Raw genomic sequence first — 6246 nt, 5'->3', positions numbered from 1 at the left:
GCGAACCAGTAGCCGTAGGAGATGTTGGGCGACCAGATCAGCCAGGCGGTGAGCGCGAGCGGCACCAGGGGCAGGAACCAGAGATAGACCGCCGACAGCGGGTGGGCGAGGACGTCGGTCCCGAGGAGCGACTGCAGGACGGTCGACGGGTCGTGGCCCAGGAAGAGAGCGGTGTCGACGATGTGCAGCTCCCGGTCGTACTTCTCCTGGCCCATCACGAAGGGCAGGAACGACTTGAGGTTCCGGTAGCTGACGTAGGTGATGTAGAAGCACACCAGGCCCATGACCACGAGAGTCATCCGCTCCCGCGTCCAGTGGGTGCGCACCCGTTCCCGCACGAGCCCGGGCATCCGCCGCGGATCCAGCCGGGAGTGCCACAGCGTTCGGGGCAGCAGGTCGAGCAGGAACGCCCCGAGCAGCAGCAGCGGCAGCCGCAGCCAGGACGGGCCCAGGAATCCCTCGGGGTCGGCCAGCCGCTTGTCGAGAACGATCGCCGTGATCACCGCGAGAGCCCCCATGACAAAGGCGGTCCCCACCAGGAGGACGTAGGCGCGGCGGTACACGCGGGCCAGTCTAGGAGGCGCCCCCGCGCCCGAGGGCGGCCAGCCGGGTCTGGTCCACCACGAGCGCCACCTGCTGGCCCGGGCCGGGATGCCGGTCGAGCGGCGAGACGGCGTCGACGACGCCCAGCCGGTCGACGTCGACCTCGAGCCGAACCTGCTCGGGGGTGATCCGCGACGAGCGGACGATCCCGGTCAGCGGTCCCGTCTCGGCGACCGTCAGGGCCGAGCGCCTGATCGCCACCGCCGGCGCCGGGTCACGTCCCGCGGCTGCCAGCAGCACCGCCGCAGCGTCGTCGACCAGCACGCGGGCGTAGCCGAGGAAGAGCGCGGTCTCGGGGTCGGCCGGGGCGCGCCAGACCTGGTCGATGGGTCCCTGCTGGACCACCGCGCCGGACCGCATCACCGCCAGACGGTCGGCGACCGTGAACGCCTCCTCGTGGTCGTGGGTGACCATCAAGGTGGTGGTCCCGGCGGTCCGCAGGATCTCGCGGAGCTCTCCGGCCAGCCGCTCCCGGAGCCCCTTGTCGAGCGCGGAGAGCGGTTCGTCGAGCAGCAGCAGCCTGGGGTCCACGGCCAGCGACCGGGCCAGCGCGACGCGCTGCCGCTCGCCGCCGGACAGGCTCGCGGGCAACCGGTCGGCGTAGCCGCCGAGGCCGACCATCTCCAGCAGCTCCTCGACCCGCACCGCGGTGTCCGGCACCCTGCGCAACCGCAGTGCGTAGCCCACGTTGCGGCCCACCGTCAGGTGGGGGAACAGCTGGCCGTCCTGGAACATCAGGGCGAACCCGCGCTTGTGGGTGGGTACGTCGACCTGGTCGGCACCGTCCCAGGCGACGCTCCCGGAGGCCAGCACCTCGAGGCCGGCGATGGCGCGGAGCAGGGTGGACTTGCCGCAACCGGACGGCCCGAGCACGGCAAGCACCTCGCCATCGGGCAGGTCGAGGCGGACCTCGTCGACCACCCGGTGGCCGTCGTAGGCGACGGAGAGGTCGCGCAGGCTCAACATGCGAGGGCCCGACGGGATCGCGAGCGCTGAGAGCGCTTTCGTGGGGTGGTCATGTCGTCAGAAGGCTCCCACGGAGGGCACGCGCAGGCGGTCGACCGCCAGCACCACCACCGCTGTCGCGCCGGCGAGGACCACCGACCCCGCCAGCGCCATGCCGTAGTTGAGCTCGCCGGGGTGCCCGAGCAGCTGGTAGATCACGACGGGGAGGGTCGGATGCTCGTCCCTGGCCAGGAACGAGGTGGCGCCGAACTCGCCGAGCGACACCGCGAACGCGAACCCCCCGGCGGCGAGCAACGGCTTCCAGACCGCGGGCAGGTCGACGGTGAGCAGGGCGCGCAGCGGCGTCGCTCCGAGCGAGGCGGCCGCCTGTCGCTGGCGGTCGTCGACGCCGGCCAGCACCGGCACGATCGTCCGGACCACCAGGGGGAGCGCGACCAACGCCTGGGCGATGGGCACCAGCAGCGGCGAGTCGCGGAGGTCGAGCGGGGGCTGGTCGAGGGTGATCAGGAAGCCGAAGCCGAGCGTCACCGCCGAGACGCCGAGCGGCAGCATGAAGAACCCGTCGAGCGCGCCACGCAGGCGCCGCTCGGCGCGGGTGAGGGAGCGCCGGGTCACGATCATGGCCACGAGCAGCCCCATCGTGAGCGAGATCCAGGTGGCGTCGACCGCCGTACGCAGCGACGTGACCAGGGCGTCGGACACCGGCACCAGGAGCGCCTGCTGCTCCCCGCTCGTGCCGAGCGCGCGGTAGTTGTCGAGGCTCCACGCACCGTCGGCGCGAAGCGACCCGGCAGCCAGCGTCAGGACCGGCGTGGCGACGAACACGAGCAGGAGCAGGGTCACCAGGACCGAGGGCAGGTCGGCCCGCGTGGGCCGGTGCGCGGTCGGGCGCGGGCGTTCGACGGTCGGGTCCGGCACGGCGCGCAGCCGCTGGGTGATCGCCAGCAGCGCGACCACCACCGCCAGCTGGAGCACCGACAGGGCGGCGGCACCCTGCAGGTCGAACACGGTCGTGGTGAGCAGGTAGATCTCGGTCTCGACCGTCGCGTAGCGCACCCCGCCCAGGGTGAGCACGATGCCGAACGCGGTGGCACAGAACAGGAACACGACGCTCGCGGCCGACACGATCGCCGGCCGCAGGGCCGGCAGGGTGACCGACCGGAACACCTGCCAGGGCGAGGCGCCGAGCGTGGCGGCCGCCTGGGCCGGCCGCGGATCGAGCGACTCCCAGGCAGTACCCACCACTCGGATCACCACGGCGACGTTGAAGAACACCAGCCCGGCCACGATGGCGACCGCGGTCTGGTCGAGCGCGAGGAACCCGAGCGGCCCGGAGGTGCCGAGCAGCTGCCGGAACGCCACCCCGACGACCACGGTCGGCAGGACGAACGGCACCAGCAGGGCGGCGCGTACCCCGCGACGGAAGGGGAGGTGGAGCCGGTAGAGCACGTGCGCCGCCGGCAGTCCGAGCAGCACCGAGATCGCCGTACCCGCCGCGGCCGACCACACCGTGAACCACAGCACCCGGTGCACCCGCGGCCGGGCGAGCACCTCGAGGACGCCGCCGGGGTCGAACTCGCCCTCCGGCCAGAAGCCCTGGGCGAGCATGCCGAGGACCGGGAGCACGAAGAACACCCCCAGCGCCGCGACCGGCAGCAGGGAGAGGGCAGCGAGACGGGAGAGCCGGCGCCCCGGGTGGCGGATCATCGGGTGACGATGTCGCGCCACTGCTCGAGCCACGCGTCGCGGTTCGCGGCGATCTCGGCCGGGTCGAGGCGGTACGGCGACTCCGGCTGCTCGGCGTGCTTCGCCCAGGCGGGGGGCAGCGCGACGCCGTCGCGCACCGGAAACACGAACATGCTGGTGGGCAGCTCCCGCTGGACGGTCTCGCTGAGCAGGAACTCGATGAGTGCCCGGGCGCCCTCGGGGTTCTCGGCACCCTCGAGCACACCGGCGTACTCGACCTGCTGGAAGCAGGTGTCCAGCAGCGCGCTGGTCGTGGACGTCCCGTCGTCGGCGATGGTGAAGGCCGGCGAGGAGTCGTAGGAGAGCACGATCGGGCGAGTACCCTTCTCGCTCCCCTGGGTGAACTCACCGAAGTAGGCGTCCTCCCAGCCGTCGAGGACCAGGGTGTCGTTGTCGACCAGCTCCTGCCAGTAGCCCGGCCAGTCCTCGCCGTACGCCGCGATGGTCGCCAGCAGGAAGGCGAGCCCCGGCGAGCTGGACAGGGCGGAGGGGGTGACGAAGAGGCCCTCGTACTCCCCGTCGGCCAGGTCGGCCAGGGTCTCCGGGGGTGCCAGGTCCTCGCGCTCGAACCAGGTCTTGTCGATGTTGACGCAGACGTTGCCGTTGTCGACGGGTGCCAGCACGTCGGCCGCCTCGCCCTCGAGCGTGTAGTCCTCGGCGCCGGCAGGCAGGTCCACGCCGTGCTCGGCGAAGACCCCCTCGTCCACGGCCCGGGAGGCGAAGGTGTTGTCGACGCCGAACGCCACGTCGCCGGTGGGGTTGTCCCTGGTGAGCACCAGCTTCGTCGTCAGCGTCCCGGCGTCACCCGCCGCGCGGGTCTCCAGGTCGTAGCCGGACTCCTCCTCGAACTGTCGTACCACCTGCTTCGGCAGCGTGAACGACTCGTGGGTGACCAGCACGACGGTGCCGCCACCGGCCCCTGCCGGCTGGCCGGAGTCGTCGGACCTCTCCCCCACGACGCTGCACGCCGTGAGCGGCAGGGTGAGGGCGAGGACGGATACGAGGACGGGCTTCATCGGACTCCCTATCGCCGGTGCTAACCGGATCAGGTTCGGAGGGTCTGCGGCGGATCCGCACTCTCAGCACGCCGATGCGTGCTCCCCTGTCTTCTGGCGTCCCACCCTACGCCGCGGACGGCGCCGGGCCTCAGCGGGTCAGCGCGGTCACCTCGTCCAGCCGGCGCAGCTTCTCCGGGTTCCGGACGATGTAGAGCCCGGTCACCAGCCCCCCCTCCACCAGCATGGTGCCGATGCCGTCGACCTCGCCGTCGATCAGGAGCCTCAGCGCCGGGGCGCCGTTGACGACCACCACGTCGGCCTCCACGCCCTCCGGAGCGACCGCGTCGAGGAACCTCACGACCTTCTCGCGGCCCAGGATCGGCCTGAGCGCGGCCTTCTTGAGGCCTCCGCCATCGGTCAGCAGCACCACTTCCGGGGCCAGCACGTCCATCAGGCTCTGCAGGTCGCCGGAGGCGGTCGCCCCGAGGAACCGCGCGATCACCTCGTCGCGCTGGCTCGGCGTCACGTCGCTGCGCGGACGTCGCTCGGCAACGTGGTCGCGTGCGCGGTGGGCGATCTGGCGCACCGCGGCCGGCGACTTGTCCACGGCCGCGGCGATCTCGTCGTAGCCGACGTCGAACACCTCCCGCAGCACGAACACCGCCCGCTCGGTGGGGGCCAGGGTCTCCAGCACCACGAGCATGGCCGTGGACACGCTGTCGGCCAGCTCCACGTCCTCGGCCACGTCGGGCGAGGTGAGCAACGGTTCGGGCAGCCACGGGCCGACGTACGACTCGCGGCGCCGGGCCAGGGTGCGCAGGCGGTTGAGGGAGAGCCGGGTGACGATCCGCACGAGGTAGGCGCGTTCGTCGCGGACACCCGACCGATCGACCTCCGACCAGCGGAGCCAGGTCTCCTGGAGCACGTCCTCGGCATCGGCCGCCGACCCGAGCATCTCGTAGGCGACCGTGAACAGCAGGTTCCGGTGCTCGACGAACGAGTCGGTCGCGCTCACGTCGCCGAGGGTACGGCGAGCGGCAGCTCGCACACGTCGGAGTAGCCCTGGCTCTGGAGCCCGGCCGCGGAGTTGAACCTCGAGCGCATGTTCTCGAGCGCCACCATCTGGGTCAGCTCCACGACGGCCTCGGCGCCCAGTGCCTCGACGAGTCCGGCCACCATCTCGTCGGTCACGCCCAGAGGGGTGGTGCTCATCGCCTCGGCGTACTCCAGCACCGCGCGCTCGGTCTCGGTGAAGACGTCCGACTCGCGCCAGCGCGGCACCTCGCGCACCTTCGCGAGGTCGAGACCGTCGTTGTGGGCCTTGAAGTAGCCGAAGTCGAGGCACCAGGAACAGCCGATGACCCCTGCGCTGGCCAGCTGGGCGTAGGACTTGAGGTCCTCGTCGAGCCGGTCCCACTTCGCGACCTTCTGCTCGAAGCCGAGAACGGCCCTGAGCACCCTGCGGTGGTGCCAGTAGACGTGGACGCCGTCGGGGACCTCGCCATAGGTCCGACGGGCATAGGCGGCCAGGACCTTGCCGTACAGGCCGGTGATGGTCGCCCGGGGGATGCGGAACGTGCTGGGCATCGGCTTCTCCTCCTGAGGTTTCGGTTGCCCACGAGACACCGCCCGGCCCGCAGATGTGACAGGGCTAGCGTGAGCCCATGCCGAGCCGCCGCCACGAGGTCCTCGCCTGGGCAGTCCCGAGGATTCGCGGGTCCCGCGACCTCGACGACGCCGATCTGGAGCGAGCCCGGATCGAGCAGTGGCACTCGGGGCTGGACCGGACGCTGCCCACCCGGCTGGTGCCGCGGTTCGCCCGCCGGTTCTCGGTGGTCGAGGAGGACGTCGGCTTCCCCGTGCACGTGATCAGCCCGCGTGGCGTCGAGCCGGTCCGGACCGTCTTCTACGTGCACGGCGGGGGTTACGTCGC

6 protein-coding genes, 1 pseudogene and 1 riboswitch are annotated in these 6246 nt (G+C 71.8%); of the genes and pseudogenes, 1 reads left to right on the top strand and 6 read right to left on the bottom strand.

Going from position 1 to position 6246, the window contains the following annotated elements; all coding sequences use genetic code 11:
• The 6 genes and pseudogenes from VFN12_RS14380 to VFN12_RS14355 all read right to left on the bottom strand — a co-directional run.
• Positions 1–563: pseudogene (locus VFN12_RS14380) on the bottom strand (inositol phosphorylceramide synthase); the annotation flags it as partial.
• Positions 564–573: 10 nt separating this feature from the next.
• The gene (locus VFN12_RS14375; RefSeq protein ID WP_325119416.1) at positions 574–1569 is read right to left on the bottom strand and encodes an ABC transporter ATP-binding protein; all 996 of its coding nucleotides are present in this window, start codon (positions 1567–1569) and stop codon (positions 574–576) included.
• A gap of 57 nt (positions 1570–1626) precedes the next feature.
• On the bottom strand, positions 1627–3276 hold the full coding sequence (locus VFN12_RS14370; protein WP_325119415.1) for an iron ABC transporter permease: 1650 nt from the start codon (positions 3274–3276) through the stop codon (positions 1627–1629).
• Positions 3273–4331: a thiamine ABC transporter substrate-binding protein gene (locus VFN12_RS14365; protein WP_325119414.1), complete on the bottom strand. Its 1059-nt coding sequence runs from the start codon at positions 4329–4331 to the stop codon at positions 3273–3275. Before VFN12_RS14365 ends, VFN12_RS14370 begins: the two co-directional genes overlap by 4 nt.
• A riboswitch (TPP riboswitch) is annotated at positions 4320–4429 on the bottom strand. It overlaps the preceding gene by 12 nt.
• Before the next feature lie 32 nt (positions 4430–4461).
• Positions 4462–5328, bottom strand: a complete 867-nt coding sequence (locus VFN12_RS14360; RefSeq protein ID WP_325119413.1) for an RNA polymerase sigma-70 factor — start codon at positions 5326–5328, stop codon at positions 4462–4464.
• Positions 5325–5900, bottom strand: coding sequence for a carboxymuconolactone decarboxylase family protein (locus tag VFN12_RS14355; protein WP_325119412.1), 576 nt, complete (start codon positions 5898–5900; stop codon positions 5325–5327). Before VFN12_RS14355 ends, VFN12_RS14360 begins: the two co-directional genes overlap by 4 nt.
• Before the next feature lie 77 nt (positions 5901–5977).
• On the opposite strand from VFN12_RS14355, the gene VFN12_RS14350 reads away from it, so the two are divergent.
• Positions 5978–6246 (top strand): hypothetical protein (locus VFN12_RS14350; RefSeq protein WP_325119411.1); only part of this gene is annotated, 269 nt, incomplete at its 3' end.

The organism is Nocardioides sp. (assembly GCF_035703625.1).
GTDB lineage: Bacteria > Actinomycetota > Actinomycetes > Propionibacteriales > Nocardioidaceae > Nocardioides.
This window is presented reverse-complemented; position numbering and strand designations above follow the sequence as displayed.